The sequence below is a fragment of the Pantoea sp. OVA07A genome (genome assembly GCF_019969975.1).
Taxonomy (GTDB): Bacteria; Pseudomonadota; Gammaproteobacteria; order Enterobacterales; family Enterobacteriaceae; genus Pantoea; species Pantoea agglomerans.
Map to the genome: position 1 here is coordinate 48,905 of NZ_JAHXYM010000002.1, position 20,055 is coordinate 68,959.

Annotated in this window: 18 protein-coding genes; 10 read left to right on the plus strand and 8 right to left on the minus strand. The window is 57.2% G+C overall.

The genetic code is table 11. The annotated features are described in order from the left end of the window. The 4 genes from fhuC to hrpB form a co-directional block, all read right to left on the minus strand. The gene (gene fhuC, locus LC417_RS08795) at nt 1–795 is read right to left on the minus strand and encodes a Fe3+-hydroxamate ABC transporter ATP-binding protein FhuC (RefSeq protein WP_061703652.1); all 795 of its coding nucleotides are present in this window, start codon (nt 793–795) and stop codon (nt 1–3) included. Between the two features lie 39 nt (nt 796–834). Then, nucleotides 835–3,042, minus strand: coding sequence for a ferrichrome porin FhuA (gene fhuA / locus LC417_RS08800; protein WP_061703651.1), 2,208 nt, complete (start codon nt 3,040–3,042; stop codon nt 835–837). A 199-nt stretch (nt 3,043–3,241) separates the two neighbouring features. Beyond that, the gene (gene mrcB, locus LC417_RS08805; RefSeq protein ID WP_022625444.1) at nt 3,242–5,779 is read right to left on the minus strand and encodes a bifunctional glycosyl transferase/transpeptidase; all 2,538 of its coding nucleotides are present in this window, start codon (nt 5,777–5,779) and stop codon (nt 3,242–3,244) included. 98 nt (nt 5,780–5,877) lie between these two features. Next, nucleotides 5,878–8,361 carry an ATP-dependent helicase HrpB gene (hrpB, locus tag LC417_RS08810; RefSeq protein ID WP_223565742.1) on the minus strand — a complete coding sequence of 828 codons (2,484 nt, stop codon included), beginning with the start codon at nt 8,359–8,361 and terminating at the stop codon, nt 5,878–5,880. A 36-nt stretch (nt 8,362–8,397) separates the two neighbouring features. Between hrpB and thpR the strand changes: the two genes are divergently transcribed. The 9 genes from thpR (at nt 8,398) to panD (ending at nt 15,455) form a co-directional block, all read left to right on the plus strand. Beyond that, nucleotides 8,398–8,955: an RNA 2',3'-cyclic phosphodiesterase gene (gene thpR, locus LC417_RS08815; RefSeq protein ID WP_010671851.1), complete on the plus strand. Its 558-nt coding sequence runs from the start codon at nt 8,398–8,400 to the stop codon at nt 8,953–8,955. Continuing rightward, entirely contained in the window at nt 8,933–9,637 is a 705-nt protein-coding gene (sfsA, locus tag LC417_RS08820) for a DNA/RNA nuclease SfsA (protein WP_223565743.1), read from the plus strand. Before thpR ends, sfsA begins: the two co-directional genes overlap by 23 nt. A gap of 247 nt (nt 9,638–9,884) precedes the next feature. Continuing rightward, a complete protein-coding gene (gene dksA, locus LC417_RS08825; protein ID WP_010254035.1) occupies nt 9,885–10,340 on the plus strand; it encodes an RNA polymerase-binding protein DksA in 456 nt (151 codons plus the stop codon). Between the two features lie 73 nt (nt 10,341–10,413). Further along, the gene (gene gluQRS / locus LC417_RS08830; protein ID WP_010254032.1) at nt 10,414–11,292 is read left to right on the plus strand and encodes a tRNA glutamyl-Q(34) synthetase GluQRS; all 879 of its coding nucleotides are present in this window, start codon (nt 10,414–10,416) and stop codon (nt 11,290–11,292) included. An 86-nt stretch (nt 11,293–11,378) separates the two neighbouring features. Then, on the plus strand, nt 11,379–12,797 hold the full coding sequence (pcnB, locus tag LC417_RS08835; protein ID WP_203583884.1) for a polynucleotide adenylyltransferase PcnB: 1,419 nt from the start codon (nt 11,379–11,381) through the stop codon (nt 12,795–12,797). Beyond that, nucleotides 12,794–13,279 carry a 2-amino-4-hydroxy-6-hydroxymethyldihydropteridine diphosphokinase gene (gene folK, locus LC417_RS08840; protein ID WP_033756609.1) on the plus strand — a complete coding sequence of 162 codons (486 nt, stop codon included), beginning with the start codon at nt 12,794–12,796 and terminating at the stop codon, nt 13,277–13,279. Before pcnB ends, folK begins: the two co-directional genes overlap by 4 nt. Before the next feature lie 83 nt (nt 13,280–13,362). After that, nucleotides 13,363–14,157 carry a 3-methyl-2-oxobutanoate hydroxymethyltransferase gene (gene panB / locus LC417_RS08845; RefSeq protein ID WP_010254026.1) on the plus strand — a complete coding sequence of 265 codons (795 nt, stop codon included), beginning with the start codon at nt 13,363–13,365 and terminating at the stop codon, nt 14,155–14,157. 15 nt (nt 14,158–14,172) lie between these two features. Further along, the gene (panC, locus tag LC417_RS08850; RefSeq protein WP_052271097.1) at nt 14,173–15,027 is read left to right on the plus strand and encodes a pantoate--beta-alanine ligase; all 855 of its coding nucleotides are present in this window, start codon (nt 14,173–14,175) and stop codon (nt 15,025–15,027) included. A 47-nt stretch (nt 15,028–15,074) separates the two neighbouring features. Further along, on the plus strand, nt 15,075–15,455 hold the full coding sequence (gene panD, locus LC417_RS08855) for an aspartate 1-decarboxylase (RefSeq protein WP_010254022.1): 381 nt from the start codon (nt 15,075–15,077) through the stop codon (nt 15,453–15,455). 65 nt (nt 15,456–15,520) lie between these two features. Here panD and LC417_RS08860 read toward each other — a convergent pair whose 3' ends face one another. The 3 genes from LC417_RS08860 to LC417_RS08870 form a co-directional block, all read right to left on the minus strand. Next, a complete protein-coding gene (locus LC417_RS08860; protein WP_010671846.1) occupies nt 15,521–16,534 on the minus strand; it encodes an acyltransferase family protein in 1,014 nt (337 codons plus the stop codon). 424 nt (nt 16,535–16,958) lie between these two features. Next, nucleotides 16,959–17,729 carry an ABC transporter permease gene (locus LC417_RS08865; RefSeq protein WP_010254018.1) on the minus strand — a complete coding sequence of 257 codons (771 nt, stop codon included), beginning with the start codon at nt 17,727–17,729 and terminating at the stop codon, nt 16,959–16,961. After that, nucleotides 17,726–18,655: an ABC transporter ATP-binding protein gene (locus tag LC417_RS08870; protein WP_010671845.1), complete on the minus strand. Its 930-nt coding sequence runs from the start codon at nt 18,653–18,655 to the stop codon at nt 17,726–17,728. The genes LC417_RS08865 and LC417_RS08870 overlap by 4 nt, the downstream gene beginning before the upstream one ends. A gap of 108 nt (nt 18,656–18,763) precedes the next feature. Between LC417_RS08870 and can the strand changes: the two genes are divergently transcribed. Beyond that, on the plus strand, nt 18,764–19,420 hold the full coding sequence (gene can / locus LC417_RS08875; RefSeq protein WP_029519477.1) for a carbonate dehydratase: 657 nt from the start codon (nt 18,764–18,766) through the stop codon (nt 19,418–19,420). A gap of 80 nt (nt 19,421–19,500) precedes the next feature. Here the strand turns inward: can and hpt are convergent, their stop codons facing one another. Next, nucleotides 19,501–20,037: a hypoxanthine phosphoribosyltransferase gene (gene hpt / locus LC417_RS08880; protein ID WP_010254010.1), complete on the minus strand. Its 537-nt coding sequence runs from the start codon at nt 20,035–20,037 to the stop codon at nt 19,501–19,503. Nucleotides 20,038–20,055: the final 18 nt, after the last annotated feature.

Here is a 20,055-nt window from a genome sequence, read left to right on the forward strand (position 1 = left end):
TTAACAGACAAAACTGACCGGCGCGCCACCCTGCGGGTGCGGTAAAATGCCCATCGGAATGCCATAAATCGCACCGAGCACCTCAGGCTGCATAATCGCCTCTGCGTCACCTTCGGCAATCATCGCGCCCTGACGCAGCGCCACCAGATGATCGCAGTAGCGTGCTGCCATATTGATATCATGCAGCACCGCAATCACGGTTAAGCCGCGCTGCTGGCTCAACGCTTTTATCAGCGCCAGCACCTCAACCTGATGGGCAATATCCAGCGCCGACGTCGGTTCATCCAGCAGCAGACAGCGGCTGTTCTGCGCCACCATCATCGCCAGCCAGGCGCGCTGACGCTCGCCGCCCGACAGGCTATCTACCAGCCGTCCGGCAAAGGCGTTAAGTCCGACCTGGGCAATCGCATCCTCTACCCGGTCGCGATCTTCCTGACCAAAGCGCCCCAGCGCGCCGTGCCAGGGATAGCGGCCAATCGCCACCAGTTCACGCACCGTCATCCCTTCGGCTGCCGGTAACTGCTGCGGAAGATAGGCTACCTGACGGGCAAAGGCTTTGCTGTTCCAGCGCCCGACGGGCCGCTGATTCAACAGCACCTCTCCGCTGCTGGCCGCGTGGTGACGACCCAGCATTTTTAACAGTGTTGATTTGCCCGAGCCGTTGTGACCGATCAACCCGGTCACTTTTCCCGGCGGAAAGGTCAGCGACAGTGGCTGAAGGAGAGTCCGGCCCGGCACTTCAAAACTGGCGTTTTTCAGCGTAAAGGTCGCCTCTTCTGCGTGCGGATGCGGCATGGTTATCCCTGTGAACGGGCGCCGAAGCGCCCGGTTAAATCAGAATCTGAAGGTCGCGGTGCCGACAATCTGGCGCTCCGCACCCCAGTAGCAGGCGTATTCACGGTAGCAGCTGGCGACGTAGTCGCGGTCAAACAGATTGTTGACGTTGACGCCCACTGTCGAACCCGGCAAACCGAAACGACCCAGATCATATTTCAGCGCCGCATCCACCGTGGTGTAACCGGCAACTTTAAAGTTCTGGTTCTGCTCAGTGCCAGTGCTGTAAAGGCCCTGACTCTCACCGACATAACGCACACCCGCGCCGATCGTCACGCCTGACAAAGCGGTTTCGTGGAAGGTGTAGTCGCTCCACAGTGAGGCCATGTGTTTCGGCACCTGTACCGGCGTTTTGCCTTTGAGCTGGGTGTCTTCGGTATATTCCGCATCGGTGTAGGTGTAGGACGCCGTCAGGTTAACGTTGGCATTCAGCGCCGCTTTAGCTTCCAGCTCTACGCCCCGTGACCGGATCTCACCGCTCTGCACGCTGGCAAACGGGTGATTAAACGTATCAGGGTCCGCAGTCAGGTTTTTGGTTTTGGTCAGCTGATAAAGCGCGGCGGTGAGCACCACCGGACGATCTTTCGGCACATACTTCACGCCCGCTTCATACTGCTTAGCACGTGACGGATCAAATGCCTGACCCTCATAGGTCGAACCTGCATTCGGAATAAAGGCTTCGCTGTAGCTGAAGTAAGGCGCGATGCCATTATCAAACACATAGTTCAGGCCGCCGCGCCAGGTAAAGGCCTGATCGTTCTGGCGATCAACGCTATCCGCTACCCGATCGTAAACCGAGTTCATGGCATAGTCGTAGCGGCCACCCAGCGTCAGCACCCAGCGGTTCCACTCCATCTGGTCCTGAGCATAGAGGCCGGTCTGACGCTGTTTGTTGAGATGCTGATAGGGATCGGCAAATGGCGTTACGCTGTTATCGCCATATTGCGGATTAACCGCATTCAGGCTGGAGGCAGTGCCAAACTGTGCGTCGATATCATTGCGGGTACGCTGGAAGTCCACGCCCAGCAGCAGCGTATGATCAACCTGGCCGGTGGCGAATTTCGCCTGCGCCTGGGTATCGACCGCCAGTTGGTTGAGTTTCTCTTCTGAAACCGCCGAACCGCGCGTGATTTCCTGAGTCGCCGGCAGGAAACCATTGCCATAAATGCTGCGGTAATCGGTGCGCAGGTCGGCATAACGCAGGTTCTGGCGCAGCGTCCAGGTGTCGTTAAAGCTGTGCTCGGCGTTATAACCGACCATTTTGGTGTTGCGTGAAATCTTGTTGCTCTGCTCGCCCTCATCGAAGTTGGTCGGCAGTTTGTACTGGCTGCCATCAGCGCGGGTGATCGGTACCACCGTGCCCTGACGCGGCAGCCAGCCGTAATAACCGGTTTCTGGCTCGTTCTGGAAATAGGTCAGCAGGTCAATGCGGGTGCGATCGTCGGGACGCCAGCTGAAAGCCGGTGCGATGGTGTAGCGCTTCTCTTTGTTCATCGCCTGCTGCGCATCCTGACTGCGCGCCTGGCCGGTCAGGCGATAGCTGTAGACGCCGTCGTCGTCCAGCGCGCCGCCAAAGTCAAAGCCGGTCGAGAAGAGGTTATCGTTGCCCATCTGGAACTGCACTTCGCGCAGCGTTTCCTGGGTCGGACGCTTACTCACCAGCGAGACCACGCCGCCGGGATTGCTCTTACCGTAGAGCACCGAAACCGGGCCGCGCAGCAGTTCAGCGCGTTCCAGGAAGTAAGGATCGATGGCAAACTCAGAGTAGTTGTCACCCTGCAGTTTCAGACCATCCAGATACTGATTGGTGTTGGTTTCGCTGAAACCGCGAATCGACAGCGCATCAATCACGTCTGAGCTGCCCCGGTTACCGGTCAGCACGCCAGGCGTGTAGTTAAACGCCCCTTTCACGCTGGTTACGTTACGCATCTCCATCTCTTCACGGGTGACCACGGAGATGGACTGCGGATTTTTTTCAATGGGGGTATCAGTTTTGGTCCCGGTGGCGCTGCGTTTCGCTGCCACGGTGGGTGCCGGTCCCCAGGCGCTTTCCGCCTCGACGCCGCTGCCGCCATCAGCCGAGACGACCATCGTCTCCGCCTGCGCGGCGTAAAGAGAGGAGCTCAGGCTCAGTGAGATCATGATGCCCAGAAGCGGTCGGGAAAATGTTTTTTTGGTGTTGTCAGAAAAAGTCGTTCGCGCATTCATAAAAGTGTCTCTTAACAATAGGCTCAGGCAGGCGAATCGAAACGATAATGATTATTATAACGCTTAGATAATATGCGAAATTCAGCAGGCACTGCAAGAAGAAATCCCAGTAGTGACGCCGTTTGCAGGCCGATTGACGCGTATTGATCAGGAACAAAAAAAGGGCGCCGAAGCGCCCTTTTTAACCTGTCTGACTGATTTATTTGCCAAACATATCTTTTATCCACCCTGCTACGCCGTCGCTATCTTTCTGCTCCTGCTGTTGCTGGGCCGGTTGTTGCGGCTGCTGCTGCTGCTGTTGTTGCTGCTGATCGAAGAGCTGTTGTTGCTGCTGAACCTGCTGCTGCTGTTGCTGACACAGCGCATTCGGATCCAGCGCCCACACCGGCAGAGAACGCCAGGTACTGCTGCCCGTGCCGCAGACAAAGTTACCGGCAGAATCCACATTCATCAGCGACACATCTTCCGGTGGCGTCAGCTGTAATGGCATCGGGGCCTGAATGTCCAGGTAGCGACGGTAGAGCTGCATCGCGCCGCTGGCACCATAGAGTTTGGTCGGCTGGTTGTTATCGCGTCCCACCCAGGTGATCGCCACTTCTTTACCATCAATACCGGCAAACCAGCTGTCCACCAGATCGTTGGTGGTACCGGTTTTGCCCGCCAGATGCGCATTCGGGAAACGCGCGCCCAGCGCACGGGCGGTACCGTGGTCAGCTACCTGTTGCATGGTGTAGAGCGTCAGATAAGCGGCCTGCGCCGGCTCAACACGCTGCGCCTGCGGATAGCTCTGATAGAGCACGCTGCCATCTTCCGCAATCACCGAACGCACCGCTGACAGCGACGCGCGGTTGCCGCCGCTGGCAATCGACTGGAACGCCTGAGCCACTTCAACCGGCGTCAGGTTTAAGGCACCCAGCAGCATCGATGGCACCGGATGCAGCTGCTCTTTCGGCACGCCCAGTTTGTTCCAGGTATCCACCACCGCATCCAGCCCCAGCGTCATGCCGAGGTTTACGGTCGGCACGTTCATTGAGTTGGTCAGCGCATCCACCAGCATCACTTTGCCGCTGAAGCGACGATCGTCGTTCATCGGTTTCCAGATGCTGCCGTTTGGCTGTTTCAGCGCAATCGGTTCATCGGCGATCCAGCTGTTCAGCCGGTAGCTGTTTGGCTGACTCAGCGCGGTCAGGTAAGTCGCCGGTTTCGCCAGTGAGCCGATAGAGCGGCGTGCCTGCAGCGCACGGTTGTAACCGGCATACTGCGGATCGGCACCGCCGACCATAGCGCGGACTTCGCCGCTGAAACGGTCAACCACCACCATCGCGGTTTCCAGATCTTTCAGACCACGCTGTTTTTTCAGCGTCGGAATGCCATCGATCACCGCCTTTTCGGCCGCATCCTGCGACACCGGATCCAGCGTGGTGAAGATTTTCACCCCGGAGAGATCTTTCACCTTGTCGCCCAGTTTCGCCTGAAGCTCGTTACGCACCATCTGCATAAAGGCCGGCTGCGGCGTAATCACGCCGCCTTTCGGCTGCACGCCCAGCGGACGGGCCGACAGCATGTCATACAGCTCCTGGTCGATTACTTTCTGCTGCTGCAACAGGCGCAGCACGAGGTTGCGTCGTTCCAGCGCCAGTTTCGGGTTACGCCACGGATTATAGAGCGACGCACCTTTCACCATGCCGACCAGCATCGCCTGCTGATCCAGACTCAGCTCATCAACCGGACGGCCAAAGTAGTAGAGGCTGGCCAGCGGGAAACCGCGGATCTGATCGCTGCCAGCCTGACCGAGATAGACCTCGTTCAGGTAGAGCTCCAGGATGCGATCTTTGCTGTAGCGCGCATCCATGATCACCGCCATGTAGGCTTCACGCGCTTTACGCCACAGCGAACGCTCGTTGGTGAGGAACAGGTTCTTCACCAGCTGCTGCGTCAGCGTACTGCCGCCCTGCACCGCTTTCCCGGCCGTGATGTTCGCCAGGAAGGCGCGGCCGATGGAGTAAGGGCTGATGCCATCATGCTCATAGAAATGGCGATCTTCGGTGGCGATCAGCGTATCGACCAGCAGATCCGGGAAACCGGCGCGCGGTACGAAGAGTCGCTGTTCACCGTTCGGCGACTGCAGCATGGTGATCAGACGCGGATCGAGGCGGAAAAAGCCAAAATCACGACCGGTTTCGAGGTTTTTAATCTCGCTCAGCTCATCTTTACTGAAGCTCATGCGCGCGTGGATCTGCCCCTCTTTACTGTCGGGGAAATCAAACGGGCGACGCAGCAGATCGATGGTGTTGCCCTTCACCGAAAACTCGCCAGGGCGGGTAATACGGGAGACTTCGCGATACTGAGTACCTTCCAGCAGCGCCACCATTTCACTTTTGTTGTAGGCCATGCCGGGTTCCAGGCTGACCATGCGGCCATAGACGGTGGCGGGCAGTTGCCACACTTTACCGTCAATCCGGCTGCGAATTTCCGAGTCGAGGTAGATGCCCCACGCGGCCATGACCACCACAAACACCAGGAACAGTTTGATTACCCATCCCAGCCAACGGCGTTTGCCGCGCGGCGGTTTTCCACCTTTACCTTTACGTGGCACCGGCGCTTCCTCCTCGTCATCATTAAAATCGTCCTGATCGATATCCTGTTCGATATCCCTGCGTCGTCCCCGGCCCGCACTGCTGCGCGGCGGCAACGGTTTACCTTTGCGCCCTATTGGTTCGCGATCGTTCCCAGACATTACTTTTCTTCTCCAGGCAGTGCTTACGGCAGCGCCGCTACTCTAACTGCTTTCTCGCGTGCCGCATGGCAGAACCCTCTGAATTCGATCCAGCGGACTCAACCCTGCGGGGACATTTTTTTGGTTCGCCTTGTTGGCAAGGCGGTGGCCGGATCCTCGGGCCAGGGATGTTTAGGATAACGTCCCTTCATCTCTTTCCTGACCTCCGGCCAGGCACCGCGCCAGAACGCCGCCAGATCGCGGGTGATCTGCAACGGGCGCTGGGCGGGCGATAACAGCTCCAGCACCAGCGGAATACGTCCTTCCGCTACGGTGGGATTCTGCGCTTCGCCAAACATCTCCTGAATCCTTACCGCCAGCGCGGGCGGCTTCTCCGCATCGTAGCGGATTGGCAGCCGGCTTCCGGTGGGCACAGTGTAATGAGTTGGCAGCACAGTATCCAGCCGCTGACGCTGTGACCATGTGAGTAAATGTAAGAGTGCCGTGGTCAGGTTCACCGCCTGCAGGCTGCGGAGATCGCGTACCGCTGACATCTGCGGCAACAGCCACTGCGGCAGGCTCTCAAGCAGGGTTTCATCGTCGGTCGCGGGCCAGCTCTCTTCCGGCAGCCACCGGGCCGCACACTGGATGCGCAGACGCAGCTGTTCGGCCTCCGGCGTCCAGCCCAGTACCGACAGACCTTTTTCAGCGATCCAGCGCAGCATGGCCGCGTGCAGCACCTCTTGTTCCGGGCGCGCCATCGGCTGGGTTTTCAGTATCAGCGCGCCAATCTGCTCACGTCTGAACGCACGCAGCGTGCCTTTCTCTTCGTCCCACTCTACTTCGGTCCGGCGCTCAATCAGGGCGGGCTTCTGCTGGCACAGCGTTTCAATATCGACCGGCAGTGCCAGCAACATCCGGGCATCCGGTGTGGCACTGCCCTGCAACAGAGCAGGCGCAATCAGCCATTCATTACGCGTCAGGCCATCCTGCTCATCGAGTCTGGCGCCCAGCCCGTTGGCCAGCTGATAGCGACCACTCTGATCGCGTCGCCGCGCCAGCCGATCGCCAAAGCCCACCGCCAGCAATCCGGCGAAACGATCTTCATCGATGCGCCCGCCACGGATTTTAAGCCGCTGCTGCCACTGCTGCGCCCGCCGCTGCCATTGCGCCTGCAGCCGATGCAGCGCATCACGCAGGTCGGCGCTGCCGCTGCGGGGAGGATCTTCCAGAATCGCCACCAGCAGCGCGGCGCTGGCGACCGCATCCGGCTCATCGCCTGCGGCACACAGTATGGCGGCGAGTCGGGGATCGCATCCCAGCTGCGCCATGCGCCGTCCCAGCGTGTTGAGCAGGCCGTTGTTGTCCAGTGCTCCCAGTCGGGTCAGCTGCTGCTGCGCCGCATCCAGATTTCTGGCGGGCGGCAGATCCAGCCACTGCAGCTGTTGCGGCTGGGTACAGCCCCACTGCAGCAGATCCAGCCACAGTGACGAGAGATCGCTGTTAACGATTTCCGGTTCGCTCTGCGCCGCCGCTCGTGATGCCTGCTCCTGCGGCACCAGATGCAGGCAGAGCCCCGGCATCAGTCGCCCGGCGCGACCCGCTCGCTGGATCATCGATGCCTGGCTGATTCGCTGGGTCTGCAGACGCGTCACGCCGCTGCGGGCGTCAAACAGAGCGCTGCGTTCCAGCGCACTGTCGACCACCAGCCGAATCCCCTCAATGGTCAGGCTGGTTTCGGCGATATTGGTGGCAAGCACCACTTTGCGGCGGCCGTCAGCGGCAGGCAGAATTGCCCGGCGCTGCGCCGCCAGCGGCAGTGCGCCATAGAGCGGCGTCAGATCAACGTCGTCACTGATGCGTGATTCCAGCTCGCGCTTCACCCGTTCGATCTCCGCCACACCCGGCAGAAACAGCAGCAGCGAACCGCTCTCATCCCGCAGCAGCTGGGCGACTTCACGCGCGACCGCCTCTTCAAAACGCACATTCTGATTCAGTGACGCGTAACGCCGCTCAACCGGATAGCTGCGCCCTTCTGAGACGATCAGTGGCGCATCCGGCAGCAGCGCCGCCAGCCGGGCGTTGTCCAGCGTGGCGGACATCAGCATGATTTTAAGGTCGTCGCGCAGCCCCTGCTGCACATCAAGCAGCAGCGCCAGCGCCAGATCGGCCTGCAGGCTGCGCTCGTGAAATTCATCGAGGATCACCAGCGACACGCCTTCCAGCATCGGGTCGTGCTGAAGCATGCGCGTGAGCATGCCTTCGGTCACCACTTCCAGCCGGGTCTGCGGCCCGACGCAGCTTTCGCCACGCATCCGGAATCCCACCGTGCCACCCGGCTGCTCGCCGAGTTGCTCCGCCAGCCGCTGCGCCACATTACGCGCCGCCAGCCGACGTGGCTCCAGCATGATGATCCGTCCCGGCAGCGCCGCCTGCTGTAACAACTGCAGCGGCAGCCAGGTCGATTTGCCTGCCCCCGTGGGCGCGGCCAGCAGGATTTGTGGGGCGTCACTCAGCGCCGCCAGGATGTCAGGCAGCACCGCGCTGACCGGTAAATCGCTCACAGCAAACTCCGCTTCTGCCTGTGCTAAGATGGCGCGCATTGTAGCATCCATCCGTGATATTTGCCGGAGAGCGCCATGGCGACACAACGCTTATTTTTTGCCATCAGCCTGCCTGACGAGATGCAGCAAGAGCTGGTGCGCTGGCGGGCCGATACCTTTCCTGCGGAGGCGGGCCAGCCGGTGGTCGCGGCGAATCTGCACCTGACGCTGGCGTTTCTGGGTGAAGTTGCGCCGGAAACCTCACAGCGCCTGCAGACGCTGGCCTCCCGTATTGTGCAGCCCGGTTTTGATCTCGACCTGGATGATGCCGGACACTGGCCGCGCCCCGGCGTGGTCTGGCTCGGCTGCCAGCGCGCGCCACGCGGTCTGTTGCAGCTCGCCAGCCTGCTGCGGGCCCAGGCCGCCCGGCATGGCTGTTACCAGAGCCCCCAGCCGTTTCATCCGCACATCACGCTGTTACGCCACGCCACGCAGCCGGTGACGTTACCGCCGCGCGGCTTTCACTGGCGTTTTCGCGTCTCTACCTTTTCTCTGTTCGCCTCTGAATATGCCCGGGGCCGCACCCGCTATCGCGCCCTGGCTAGCTGGCCATTACATTCTCAGGATCCACATGCACTTCTCTCCGCCCCTTAAACCCGCCCGTCTGATTGCCCGTTACAAACGTTTTTTGGCCGATGTGGTGACGCCAGAGGGCGACGTTCTGACGATTCACTGCGCCAATACCGGCGCCATGACCGGCTGCGCCACGCCGGGCGATCGGGTCTGGTATTCGACGTCCGATAGCCTGACGCGCAAATACCCCCACAGCTGGGAGCTGACCGAAACGCAACAGGGCCACTGGATCTGCGTGAATACGCTGCGCGCCAACCAACTGTTGGCTGAGGCGCTGGAGCAGGAACGGCTGCCGGCGCTGGCCGGTTATACGCATCGTCAGGCGGAAGTGAGATATGGCACTGAAAAAAGCAGAATTGATTTCCTGCTCAAAGCAGAGGCCCGGCGCAACTGCTATATTGAGGTGAAATCCGTAACCCTTCTACATGAAGGAAAAGGGTATTTTCCGGATGCGGTGACGATTCGAGGACAGAAACACCTGCGTGAACTGGCAACAGTTGCGGCAGAGGGTCATCGGGCCGTTTTGTTGTTTGCCGTTTTGCACTCGGGGATTGAGGACGTTTCTCCGGCACGTCACATTGATGTGGCGTATGCAGAACAACTGGCTCAGGCGCAGCAGGAGGGCGTAGAGGTTTTAGCGTATCAGGCAGACTTATCGGCGGAGGGAATGTTTCTTAAATCGCCGATCAACGTAACCTTGTAATATCTTTTGCAATTTTATGTGTTAAGAATGTTCTGAGCTAAGGGCCAATTACGCTGTTCCTCACAGGCTTGTCAAGGTGTGTTCATGAAGAATTGCCAACCCTGACTGCTTCTGTTATTTATAGCGGCCTGTTTTTTTCCCCAATGGGGGATCGATGTACCCCGCAGACGTCAAATGCAGGCTGGCAGCAAGGCCCCTGCGAGACGAAATTCGAAGGGTATAGTGCGTGTTATCCAGGAGAAGCAACATGCAAGAAGGTCAAAACCGTAAAACATCGTCCCTGAGTATTCTCTCTATTGCTGGCGTCGAACCTTATCAGGTGAAGCCTGGCGAAGAGTATATGAATGATGCGCAGCTGACCCATTTTCGCAAGATTCTGGAAGCCTGGCGTAATCAATTACGGGACGAAGTCGATCGTACCGTTTCTCATATGCAGGATGAAGCCGCTAACTTCCCGGACCCGGTTGACCGTGCCGCGCAGGAAGAGGAGTTCAGCCTGGAGCTGCGTAACCGCGATCGCGAACGTAAACTGATCAAAAAGATCGAAAAGACGCTGAAGAAAGTTGAAGATGACGACTTCGGCTATTGCGATTCCTGTGGCGTTGAGATTGGTATCCGCCGTCTCGAAGCCCGTCCTACTGCCGATCTCTGCATCGACTGTAAGACGTTAGCAGAAATTCGTGAGAAACAAATGGCCGGCTGATGCCGCGTCCAGCCTGTTACCACGCAGTGGAACAACTGCTGTTTTGTCCGCTGCGTGGTCACTTCTGAAACCTATGTCATCCTCCTGTATCGGTCGCTTCGCCCCTTCTCCCTCTGGTGAACTCCACTTCGGATCGCTGATTGCTGCCCTGGGCAGTTACCTGAGCGCGCGTGCGCAAAACGGCGTCTGGCGGGTGAGAATTGAAGATATCGATCCGCCACGGGAAGTACCGGGTGCCGCCAGCCGTATCCTGCATCAGCTGGAGCACTACGGTTTAGAGTGGGATGGCGAGGTTCTGTGGCAGTCACAACGTCATGAGGCCTACCGTGACGCGCTGGCCTGGCTGCAGCAGCATCGTCAAAGCTATTACTGCACCTGCCCCCGGCGTCGCATTCAGCAGATTGGCGGTTTCTATGATGGTTACTGCCGTGAACGGCAACGCGGACCGGAGAATGCCGCGCTGCGTTTACGCCAGCATGCGCCGGTCTTTGCGTTTGACGATCGTCTGCGTGGCCGTGTGGAGGCGGACAGGCGTCTGGCACAGGAAGATTTTATTATTCACCGCCGTGATGGCCTGTTTGCCTATAACCTGGCGGTCGTTGTCGATGATCATTTTCAGGGCATTACCGAAGTGGTTCGCGGCGCAGATTTGATTGAGCCGACGGTGCGACAGATTGCGCTCTGCCAGCAATTTGGCTGGCCGGTGCCTGACTGGCTGCATCTGCCGCTGGCGCTTAACCACGATGGTCATAAGTTGTCGAAGCAGAATCATGCACCTGCGCTGCCGGATGGCGATGCCAGACCCCTGTTGGTGGCGGCGTTACGCTTCCTCGGACAGCCGGTTTCAGGCGGCTGGCAGGACTTAACGCAGGACAAACTGCTGTCTGATGCGGTGTCGCAGTGGAATATCGCTTTGATGCCGCAAGAGAACGCCCTGAAACCGGATGCATAGACAACAGCATTCTCAAACGGTTCTCAACAGGCTATGATTAGCCGCTGATTTTACCTACACCCTAATTGCCACTGTCGAGGTGTCCCATTTTTACCCGAGTAGCTAATTTTTGCCGGAAAGTCCTGAAGCGTGATGAAGAGGAAGCCCCAGCAGAGGTTGAACCAGAGCGTCTGATGACCATCATTCCTCGTGAAAGCCATACCATCTCACGTAAAGACATCAGCGAAAATGCCCTCAAAGTGCTCTATCGCCTGAACAAAGCCGGTTATGAAGCCTATCTGGTAGGCGGTGGCGTGCGCGATTTGCTACTGGGGCAAAAACCCAAAGATTTCGACGTGACCACCAATGCCACGCCTGAGCAGATGCGTAAGTTGTTCCGCAACTGTCGCCTGGTTGGCCGTCGTTTCCGTCTGGCGCACGTGATGTTTGGCCCGGAAGTGATCGAAGTCGCCACCTTCCGTGGACATCATCAGGCGGAAGAGCCGGAAGAGGATCGCAACAGCTCGCAGCGTGCCCAGAGCGGTATGCTGCTGCGCGACAACATCTTCGGCTCAATCGAAGATGATGCCCAGCGACGCGATCTCACCATCAACAGCCTCTACTACAGCGTGGCTGATTTCAGCGTGCGTGACTATGTCGGCGGCATCAGCGATCTCGAACAGGGCATCATTCGCCTGATTGGCGATCCGGAAACCCGCTATCGCGAAGATCCGGTCCGCATGCTGCGCGTCGCACGCTTTGCTGCCAAACTCAATATGAGCATTGCGCCGGAAACCGCCGAGCCGATTCCACGTCTGGCCTCGCTGTTGCGTGATATTCCGCCTGCTCGCCTGTTTGAAGAGTCGCTGAAGATGTTGCAGGCTGGCTACGGCTACAGCACATATCTCAAGCTGTGTGAATATCAGCTGTTCCAGCCACTGTTCCCGACGCTGGCGCGCAACTTCACCGAAAACAGCGACAGCCACATGGAGCGGATGCTGGCGCAGGTGCTGAAAAACACCGATAACCGCATTCACAACGACATGCGCGTTAATCCGGCGTTCCTGTTTGCCGCGATGTTCTGGTATCCGCAGCTTGAAACGGCAGAACGCATTGCGCAGGAGAGTGGCCTGACCTACTTCGAAGCTTTTGCGATGGCGATGAACGATACGCTGGACGAAGCCTGCCGTGCGCTGGCGATTCCGAAACGTATTACGTCGCTAATCCGCGATATCTGGCTGCTGCAGTTACGCATGTCCCGCCGTCACGGTAAACGCGCCTGGAAACTGATGGAGCATCCGAAATTCCGCGCCGCTTACGATCTGCTGGCACTGCGTGCAGAAGTGGAAAATAACCCGGAACTGCTGCGCCTGAGCCAGTGGTGGGGTGAATTCCAGGTGGCTGCGCCGCCGCATCAGAAAAACATGCTCAATAACCTGGGTGACGATCCGGTGCCGCGTAATAAATCGCGTCGTCCGCGCCGCCGTCCTTCCGCACCGCGTCGTGACAACCAGAACGTCTCATGACACGGGTTTACCTCGCGTTAGGCAGTAACCTGGCCGATCCGCTGCATCAGGTTGATGCAGCGCTGACCGCACTGGATGCGTTGCCGCAGACGCAACGCATCGCTACCTCGCCGTTCTACCGCACGCCGCCTTATGGCCCGCCCGATCAGCCCGATTTTCTCAATGCCGCCGTGGCGCTGGAGACCGATCTCAGTGCCGAAGCCATACTTGACCATACCCAGCGGATCGAGCGGGAGCATGGCCGGGTGCGCAAGGCAGAACGCTGGGGGCCGCGCACGCTGGATATCGATCTGATGCTGTTTGGCGAGGCGCATATCAACACGGAGCGGCTGATTGTGCCGCACTATGATCTGCTTAATCGTGCGTTTATGCTGGTGCCCCTGCTGGCGATTGCGCCAGACGCCCGCCTGCCCGACGGTCGCGCACTCAGCACAATCCTGGCTAACCTCGACAGTAGCAGCATCGTGCTGTGGCACGGCTGAGCAGACAAACGCACATCTCTGATTCCGCTCTTTCACGCTATCCAGTAAACTGCGCCCATCAGAATTCCTGAGTTGAGAGCGCCATGAAACCCACCACGATTTCACATCTGCGTCAGGCGAAAGCCAGCGGTAAAAAATTCGCGACCCTGACCGCCTACGATTTCAGTTTTGCCCGCTTGTTTGCCGATGAAGGCATTCAGGTGCTGCTGGTTGGTGATTCTTTAGGGATGACGGTGCAGGGGCATGATTCCACCCTGCCGGTCACGGTCAGCGACATCGCCTATCACACCGCCGCCGTGCGCCGTGGCGCACCACAGGCACTGCTGCTCGCCGACCTGCCGTTTATGAGTTATGCCACGCCACAGCAGACCTTTGACAACGCCGCGCAGCTGATGCGTGCCGGTGCTAACATGGTGAAGCTGGAAGGCGGCAGCTGGCTGGCTGAGACCGTGCAGATGCTGACCGAGCGGGCCGTTCCGGTATGTGGTCATCTGGGCCTGACACCGCAGTCGGTCAATATCTTTGGCGGCTATAAAGTGCAGGGCCGGGATGAAGCCGGTGCAGAGCAGTTGCTGGCCGATGCGCTGGCGCTGGAAGCCGCAGGTGCACAGCTGATGGTGCTGGAGTGTGTGCCGGTGTCGGTAGCGCAGCGGATTACCGACGCGCTCACCATCCCGGTGATCGGTATCGGTGCCGGCAATGTCACCGATGGTCAGATTCTGGTGATGCATGACGCGCTGGGCGTGACCGGCGGCCACATTCCCAAATTTGCCAAAAATTTCCTGGCGGAGACCGGCGATGTTCGCGCGGCGATTCGCCACTATATCGCCGAAGTCGAGGCCGGAACCTATCCGGCGGCAGAGCACAGTTTCCAGTAATCCAGGAGAGTCACCGTGTTGATCATTGAAACGCTGCTGATGCTGCGCCAGGAAGTCCGTCGCTGGCGCCAGCAGGGTAAACGCATTGCGCTGGTGCCGACCATGGGCAACCTGCATGAAGGTCATCTGACGCTGGTGGATGAAGCACGGGCGCGCGGCGACATCGTGATTGTTTCAATCTTTGTCAATCCGATGCAGTTCGATCGCGCCGATGATTTAGCGCGCTACCCGCGCACGCTGCAGGAAGATTGTGAAAAGCTGAATCGCCACCAGGTTGACGTGGTCTTCGCCCCCTCACCTGCTGAAGTCTATCCGCAGGGCGCGCAGAATCAGACCTTTGTTGAGGTGCCGGTGCTCTCTTCCCTGCTGGAAGGGGCCACACGTCCAGGCCATTTTCGCGGTGTGGCCACTATCGTCAGCAAACTGTTTAATCTGGTACAGCCCGATATTGCCTGTTTCGGTGAAAAGGATTTTCAGCAGCTGGCTATCATTCGTAAGATGGTGGCCGATATGGGCTTCGACATTGAGATTGTTGGTGTGCCTACGGTGCGCGCTAAAGATGGCCTGGCGCTGAGTTCGCGCAACGGCTACCTGACGGCAGATGAGCGTAAGCTGGCACCGGCCCTGAGCCAGGTGATGCATCAGATGGCGACGCAGCTGGAGAATGGCGAGCGTCATGTTGACGAGATCATTGAGGCAGCCAGTGAGGCACTGCTGGCGCAGGGATTGCGTCCTGATGGCCTGGCGATCTGTGATGCGGAAACGCTGCAACCGCTGACGGTGGACAGCCAGCGCGCGGTGGTGCTGATGGCCGCCTGGCTGGGCAAGGCCCGCCTGATTGATAATCAAACCGTTGACCTGACGCAGTAATCAATCCCGCTGCAGGTTATTTTATTTCTCTGACAAGGTTTCTGGCTATGATTCGCACAGTTCTGCAAGGCAAATTGCACCGCGTGAAGGTGACGCAGGCGGACCTCAATTATGAAGGTTCCTGCGCTATCGATCAGGATTTCCTGGATGCTTCCGGCATTCTGCAATATGAAGCGATCGATATTTATAACGTCACCAACGGTCAGCGCTTTTCCACCTACGCTATCGCGGCTGAGCGTGGCTCGAAAATCATCTCGGTCAACGGTGCGGCCGCCCGCTGTGCCTGCGAAGGCGATATTTTAATTATCTGCTCCTATGTGCAGGTAGACGATGCCGAAGCGCGTCAGTGGCAGCCTAAGGTCGCCTATTTCGAAGGTGACAACCAGATGAAGCGTCTGGCGAAAGCGCTGCCGGTGCAGATTGCCTGATTACAACCTGATTAAAAAAGGGCCGCCGGTAAAACGGGCGGCCCTTTTTATTTCTGCTGCAGTAATTAAACCGGTTTGGTTGTCATCGGCTTCGATGACTTTTTCATCGTAAAGAGGAAATTAAACCAGCCGCGTTTTCTCATCAGACATAATGTCCACGGTAACGCCAGCGCCACCAGGAATGCCGAAATAAACTTCAGGTCATTTACCCAGGCAGACGGGCTTTCAAACTTCACAATCTTACTGAAGAACTGAATCGCCAGATAATGCGACAGGTAGAAGACGATAGAATTGACGCCTATGTAGTAGACCAGTTCAGACTTCAGTTTCAGCGCAATCCAGACAAAGAACGGAACCGATAATAGTGCCAGCGGTGACAATAACGCCTGGGAATGACGCTCCAGTACAAAGATATTCAGGCAGGAGAGCAGCACAAAACTAATTACCGAGATAAACAGCGTCGGGCCATGCTGCACTTTCTCTGCGATATCCACCTGCTTCCTCACGACGTAATCGCCGAGATAGAAGAATACAAACAGATAAAGCGATTTATTGATGTGGGTATTGTCGAAGCTGGCAAACACGCCATCCGCCTCAATCGCTGGCAGCGCCCAGCTCAGCGTCATACAGATGGCAAATACCAGCAGGAACGGCAAGTGACGGGCAAAGATAATCACAATAAAGAAGATAAACAGCGAATGCAGGAACCAGGTCATATCACCGCCACCGGTCAGGTGGGAGAGAATAATATTCATCGGTGATTGCGGCGTATTAGCCATCGAGCTGAACAGGATTTTCAACCCGCCGTAGACTGCAACCCAGACCACAAATGGATAGAGAATACTGCGCACCTTGTTATTAAAAAAAGGACCCAGGCCTTTTCTTAACCCGGCATCGACAAATAAACCTGAAACAAAGAACATCAGCCCCAGCCTTACCGGTGCCAGCATCTCATTTAACAGGCCGCTGAAGGCGGTAAAGTGTCCGGCGTTATTATGTACGGCAATAGTGCTGTGCAAAAAAATGATTGCGAGAATACTCAATCCCCGCAGATTATCGATCCACGTTATACGATTCATCTTTTCCTGCCTTTGATTAAAAACTGGCCCTGATTCGGTTGCCATTTTTCTTATTAAGAAGACGCTTAGCCTACTCATTCGTCCCTGAGCAGAGGAATAACCTTATTCCGGCGCTATTCTGATAATTCATAATCAAATAAACAACAGCCAGACTTTAAGGCTATTCTTAAAAAATATTTAATAGTTAAGAATCATTCAGATAGCGAAAGATGTCAGAGTATTATCAGATAATACTTAGGGTTATTTTTTGTGAGCAAGGGTGTAAGCGAGGCGTCGGGCGGCTTCAGAGACAAAATATAACGAATGAGGCGGGTTTTAAGGTGATTTTTAAGGCCAGGCAGAACCGTAGTCAGCGTGATTTGCTCTCCACCCAAAAAAAAGCCACGCCCTTATCGCAGCGTGGCCCTTACCATTCAGCTTAACGTCAGGTGCGTAATCCGCGTCCGCGCTGTATCAGCGCATAGACCAGCCAGTAGAACACCAGAATAAAGGCCACCAGCACCGAGAGGGTAAACACCAGCGGCACATCATTAATGCCGAGGAAGCCATAACGGAATCCGCTAATCATATAAACGATTGGATTGAGTTTAGAGACAGCCTGCCAGATCGGCGGCAGCAAACTCAGTGAATAGAATACGCCGCCCAGATAAGTCAGTGGCGTCAGCACAAAGGTCGGGATCAGGCTGATATCGTCAAACGTGCGCGCGAAGACAGCGTTCAGCAGACCTGCCAGTGAAAACAGAATCGCGGTCAGCAGCAGCGTGACCGCCACCATTGTCCAGGAATGCACGTGGAACGGCACAAAGAACAGCGAAATGGCCGTCACCAGAATACCCACGCAGACACCACGCGCCACCCCGCCGCCAACATAACCGGCAATAATGATGTGGGTCGGCACCGGCGCGACCAGCAGCTCTTCAATGTTGCGCTGGAACTTGGCGCTGAAGAACGACGACGCCACGTTGGCATAGGCGTTAGTAATGACCGCCATCATAATCAATCCCGGCACGATGAACTGCATATAGCTGAAGCCGTGCATCTCACCGATGCGCGACCCGATCAGGTTGCCAAAAATGATGAAATAGAGCGTCATGGTGATAACCGGCGGCACCAGCGTCTGGATCCAGATGCGGGCGAAACGGTTAACCTCTTTGGCCCAGATGCTCTTCAGCGCCACCCAGTAGAGATGTGTCATGCTTTTGCTCCTGTTTTTCCCTGCGTCGTCAGACCCACAAACAGCTCTTCAAGACGGTTGGCTTTATTGCGCATACTCAGCACCTGCACACCCTGCGCGCTAAGCTGGCTGAAGACGCTGTTGAGCCCCTGCTCACGCAGCACTTCCACTTCGAGCGTTGAGGTATCGGTCAGCCGGTACTGGAACCCTTCCAGCGAGGGCAGCGGACTGCGGGGTGCCAGATCCAGGATAAAGGTTTCTGATTTGAGCTTGGAGAGCAGCCCTTTCATTGAGGTGTTCTCCACCAGCTCACCGCTCTGGATGATGCCGATGTTGCGGCACAGCATCTCCGCCTCTTCCAGATAGTGGGTAGTGAGAATAATGGTCGTGCCTTTGGCATTGAGATCTTTCAGGAACACCCACATCGAGCGTCGCAGTTCGATATCCACGCCAGCGGTGGGTTCATCCAGAATCAGCAGCTTAGGCTCATGCATCAGCGCACGGGCGATCATCAGGCGACGCTTCATCCCGCCGGAAAGCATGCGTGCACGTTCAGCGCGTTTTCCCCACAGATCGAGCTGCTTCAGATACTTTTCTGCCCGCTCATTGGCTTCACGACGCTCAACGCCGTAGTAACCCGCCTGATTAACGACGATTTGCATCACCGTCTCAAACGGGTTGAAGTTAAACTCCTGCGGCACCAGGCCGAGCTGGCGCTTGGCATTCACCACATCTTTTTCAAGATCGTAGCCAAACACCCGCACGCTGCCCTCGGACTTGTTAACCAGCGAACTGATAATTCCGATGGTGGTCGATTTACCGGCACCGTTTGGCCCCAGCAGCGCATAAAAGTCACCCGCTTCAACGTTAAGATCGATGCCCTTCAGCGCCTGCACGCCGCCGGGATAGGTCTTGGTCAGCCGGGAAAGTTCCAGTGCATAAGTCATTCTGCATCCATACCCTGTTTTGATGGCATTGCAATGCCGTTTAAATTTATCAGGCCCTGTCATATAGTACGCGCGCGCACTCTGCGCAGTAACCGGTCGCTCAACACCATGACAGACATCAACACCCTGATCAGAAACAACCGCGAATGGTCAAAATTACTGGTTGAAGAAGATCCCAGCTTTTTTGAGCGGCTCGCCCAGGCACAAAAACCGCGCTTCCTGTGGATTGGCTGTTCTGACAGCCGTGTTCCTGCCGAACGTCTGACCGGGCTCGAACCCGGCGAACTCTTCGTTCACCGCAACGTGGCCAATCTGGTGATCCACACCGACCTGAACTGTCTGTCCGTGGTGCAGTACGCTATCGAAGTGCTGGAAGTGGAACACGTTATCGTCTGCGGCCATTACGGCTGCGGCGGCGTGCAGGCGGCGATGGATAACCCGGAACTGGGATTAATCGACAACTGGCTGCTGCACATCCGCGACCTCTGGTACAAGCATAGCGTGTTGCTGGGGGAACTCCCGCCGGATAAGCGCCTGGACAAACTGTGCGAAATCAACGTTATTGAACAAGTCTATAACCTGGGGCACTCCACCGTACTGCAATCTGCCTGGAAACGCGGAAAGGATGTCTCCCTGCACGGCTGGGTATACGGCATTCAGGACGGCTGTCTGCGTAACCTTGATGTGACGGCAAACAGCCGGGAGATCCTCGAACAGCGCTACCGCCACGGCATTGCTAATCTGCGGAAGAACGGCGAGGCCTGAGCCGATCGCAGCGCAAAGCGCGGCATAGCCTACACCAGGCAACAGGTGCAGGCCTTGGAAGAATGTGCGGTAGAGCGGTATCAGGATTCCAGCGGCACCACTTTGCCAATATAAGGCAGATGGCGATAGTGCTGAGCATAGTCGATACCAAAGCCCACCACGAACTCATCCGGAATCGCAAAGCCGACATATTCGACGTTCACTTCGACTTCACGGCGCTCTGGCTTATCCAGCAGCGTACAGATCGCCAGGGATTTTGGCTGACGCAGTTGCAGAATCTCACGCACTTTGCTCAGGGTGTTGCCGGAGTCGATGATATCTTCGACGATCAGCACATCCTTGCCACGAATGTCTTCATCCAGATCTTTCAGGATTTTCACATCACGCGTGCTGGACATCCCGCTGCCGTAACTGGAAGCCGTCATAAAGTCGACTTCATGCGGCACATCGATGGCGCGACAGAGATCAGCCATGAACATAAAGGAGCCGCGCAGCAGCCCCACCAGCACCATATCGCTGCCGCTGTCGCGGTAGTGGTCGTTAATCTCTTTGCCCAGTTCAGCGATGCGCGTGGCGATTGCCTGTTCAGGGATCATCACTTCAACAGTGTGTTTCATTGCGTTCAGCCCGGTTAC

Bases quoted from the DNA above. Each gene is read 5' to 3' on its own strand.
- fhuC (WP_061703652.1), bottom strand. From the start codon at position 795: ATGCCGCATCCGCACGCAGAAGAGGCGACCTTTACGCTGAAAAACGCC.
- fhuA (WP_061703651.1), bottom strand. From the start codon at position 3,042: ATGAATGCGCGAACGACTTTTTCTGACAACACCAAAAAAACATTTTCC.
- mrcB (WP_022625444.1), bottom strand. From the start codon at position 5,779: ATGTCTGGGAACGATCGCGAACCAATAGGGCGCAAAGGTAAACCGTTG.
- hrpB (WP_223565742.1), bottom strand. From the start codon at position 8,361: ATGCGCGCCATCTTAGCACAGGCAGAAGCGGAGTTTGCTGTGAGCGAT.
- thpR (WP_010671851.1), top strand. From the start codon at position 8,398: ATGGCGACACAACGCTTATTTTTTGCCATCAGCCTGCCTGACGAGATG.
- sfsA (WP_223565743.1), top strand. From the start codon at position 8,933: ATGCACTTCTCTCCGCCCCTTAAACCCGCCCGTCTGATTGCCCGTTAC.
- dksA (WP_010254035.1), top strand. From the start codon at position 9,885: ATGCAAGAAGGTCAAAACCGTAAAACATCGTCCCTGAGTATTCTCTCT.
- gluQRS (WP_010254032.1), top strand. From the start codon at position 10,414: ATGTCATCCTCCTGTATCGGTCGCTTCGCCCCTTCTCCCTCTGGTGAA.
- folK (WP_033756609.1), top strand. From the start codon at position 12,794: ATGACACGGGTTTACCTCGCGTTAGGCAGTAACCTGGCCGATCCGCTG.
- panB (WP_010254026.1), top strand. From the start codon at position 13,363: ATGAAACCCACCACGATTTCACATCTGCGTCAGGCGAAAGCCAGCGGT.
- panD (WP_010254022.1), top strand. From the start codon at position 15,075: ATGATTCGCACAGTTCTGCAAGGCAAATTGCACCGCGTGAAGGTGACG.
- LC417_RS08860 (WP_010671846.1), bottom strand. From the start codon at position 16,534: ATGAATCGTATAACGTGGATCGATAATCTGCGGGGATTGAGTATTCTC.
- LC417_RS08865 (WP_010254018.1), bottom strand. From the start codon at position 17,729: ATGACACATCTCTACTGGGTGGCGCTGAAGAGCATCTGGGCCAAAGAG.
- LC417_RS08870 (WP_010671845.1), bottom strand. From the start codon at position 18,655: ATGACTTATGCACTGGAACTTTCCCGGCTGACCAAGACCTATCCCGGC.
- can (WP_029519477.1), top strand. From the start codon at position 18,764: ATGACAGACATCAACACCCTGATCAGAAACAACCGCGAATGGTCAAAA.
- hpt (WP_010254010.1), bottom strand. From the start codon at position 20,037: ATGAAACACACTGTTGAAGTGATGATCCCTGAACAGGCAATCGCCACG.